Annotated in this window: 1 protein-coding gene; it reads right to left on the bottom strand. The window is 33.1% G+C overall.

The window, feature by feature from the left end; all coding sequences use genetic code 11:
• Nucleotides 1-177: 177 nt before the first annotated feature.
• Nucleotides 178-1986, bottom strand: a complete 1809-nt coding sequence (locus WG67_RS03415) for a peptidylprolyl isomerase (protein WP_070356908.1) — start codon at nucleotides 1984-1986, stop codon at nucleotides 178-180.
• Nucleotides 1987-2226: the final 240 nt, after the last annotated feature.

Here is a 2226-nt window from a genome sequence, read left to right as displayed (position 1 = left end):
GTATTTTAACATAAAACGGCTACTTTTATGCTTACCAACTTAATAAAATTCCTGGATCCCAGTGTCTGGGCACTGGGATGACATCCTTTCTAGTGAAGATTGCTCTCAAATCGCAATGTTCGTACAGTTGTGTGTCTGGGCACTGGATGCGTTTGAAGCAGCTTATAAGATTTTTGATTATATATCATCAAGTATAGCGTGATTAACTTCGACTTTATACTTTGATTCCAGATAGCTAATTAATTGCTCTTTTAGCGATATCATCACACGTTTTCCGGTGTCAAGCGTGTTTAATTTGCCATTTGATGAATGCATTTCTTTTAGAACACCTATTATAATTTCATTATTGTATTGAATAGGATCTGTCACTGAACCAGTTGTTTTCATATTGAAAATCTCTTCTACAAAAGAAAAGGGGTAGTTTTGTTGATCCACTTTATTGCGGTGCATCTGCTGACCTTTAACTAATTCCACACCTTGAATTTCTTCCAAATCTGTTTTTTCTCTTAGTTGAACTGCAACCTCTTGCCCGAATTTAAACATTCTTTCTTTTATAAACTCACTACGCCAAAGCTCTACCGCTAATGCCTTGCCTTCTTCAAAACTTTGCAATTTGGGTGGAAAGATATCGACGATTTTTACACTAACAACGGCGTCCCCAACGCCCTTAAAATAACCTTTCTGATCCTTTTCTCGCGAAAAAATGAAAGAAATCAAATCACCAGAATCTCCTACGTTATTACCGCTTTGATCTTTTCCACTCGCATCTACTGGACCAATAGTTTGTATAGGTAAATTATATTCACTCAATATTTCTTCAATTTCTGAACCATTGTATATCTTATAGTTCACTTGGTTTATGAAATCATTGACTCTTTCAAAAGACTTTTGGTTAGTTAGAACTGACTTTATGTCTTTTTTTAAATCAACTAAGTCTTCATCAGAGATTTGATGCGCACTTTCCACTTTTACTATGTGCCAACCAAAACTGCTTGCTAAAACTTCACTTACTTCACCTACTTTAAGAGCAAATACCTTCTCTCTCACGTCTTCTGGTAAAAAATCCTTAGTTATATTATTTACTCTAGTTTCCTTAAGTTTTGCTTTGCCAAACTCTTCTACTATCTGTTCAAAGCTTGTTTTACCCTCCTCAAATGCTCTTCTTGCTGTCTCAGCTTCTTCTTTGGTAGAAAATATTGCATTGAATATATCTCTTTGATTTTTAAGTTCTTGTTGTTCTATTATACCATCAACTTCTTCATCTGAGATCTTGATTTGATCTTCAAAATACTTTTGGCCTAGGGAAATATATTGCGCAGTTCGATACTCAGGATAATAAAAATGGGATTTATTTCTTTCGTACAAATCAAGTAAGGCTTGATCATCTGGTTCAGGAATGTTTGTAACTGCATCTTCAGTTATTTTAACAATATCAACTACTCTAGTTTGGTAGCGACTTTTGTATATCTGCTCATCAATTTTCTCGCCAAAAGTTACTGGATAATTATCTTTAAATAATGAAGTCATGAACATCATTGCAGGCAGGACTTTCTCTAGCTTTGCTATATACTCTTTCTCTGTCATATGCAGGTCATTTAGCGTTTCATAGAATTTATTTTTGTCAAATTCACCTTTATCATTTTGAAAGTATTTGGTGTTTTTAATATGGTTTTTTATAGATTCTTCTCCAACTGTCAACCCCAGCTCACTAGTTAGGTTAAACAATAGTTTTTGCTCTATAAGTGCGTTAAGCAAATCATATTTCAGCTTTTTTACTTGTTCTCTACTCGCATCAGATCCAGAAATTTGTTTTCCATAATTTTGATATAGCGACTTATACTCATCTGACGTTATAACTTCTTTTCCAACCCTAGCTACCTCTTCTTTTTCATCATCACCTGATAAAAGGTTGCCAATTCCCATGAAGATTAACAAGCAAGCTAAAAGGACAACGGTTACTTTAGTGAAAAAATTTTTAACATTCATTTTAAACCCAGTTAATTAATGATTAATTATAGAATAGTGATAATTTAATGCTTGTAAACCTGTTGCTTTATTAGCTAATATATATAATATTACAATATATTAACTTAAAATTTAACTCTCTAATCTTAAATAGGAACATATGTTTAACTGAGTTATACTATACCTTAGGAAGGGGAAATATTTTGTTTGAAATATGCTTAAAGGTAAGCGCATTTAATTAACTTAAGAGGTGGGAAGTGA

This window comes from Wolbachia endosymbiont of Drosophila incompta (assembly GCF_001758565.1).
Lineage (GTDB): Bacteria > Pseudomonadota > Alphaproteobacteria > Rickettsiales > Anaplasmataceae > Wolbachia > Wolbachia pipientis.
The sequence above is the reverse complement of the archived record's forward strand: the minus strand, read 5'-3'. Positions and strand labels throughout refer to the sequence as shown.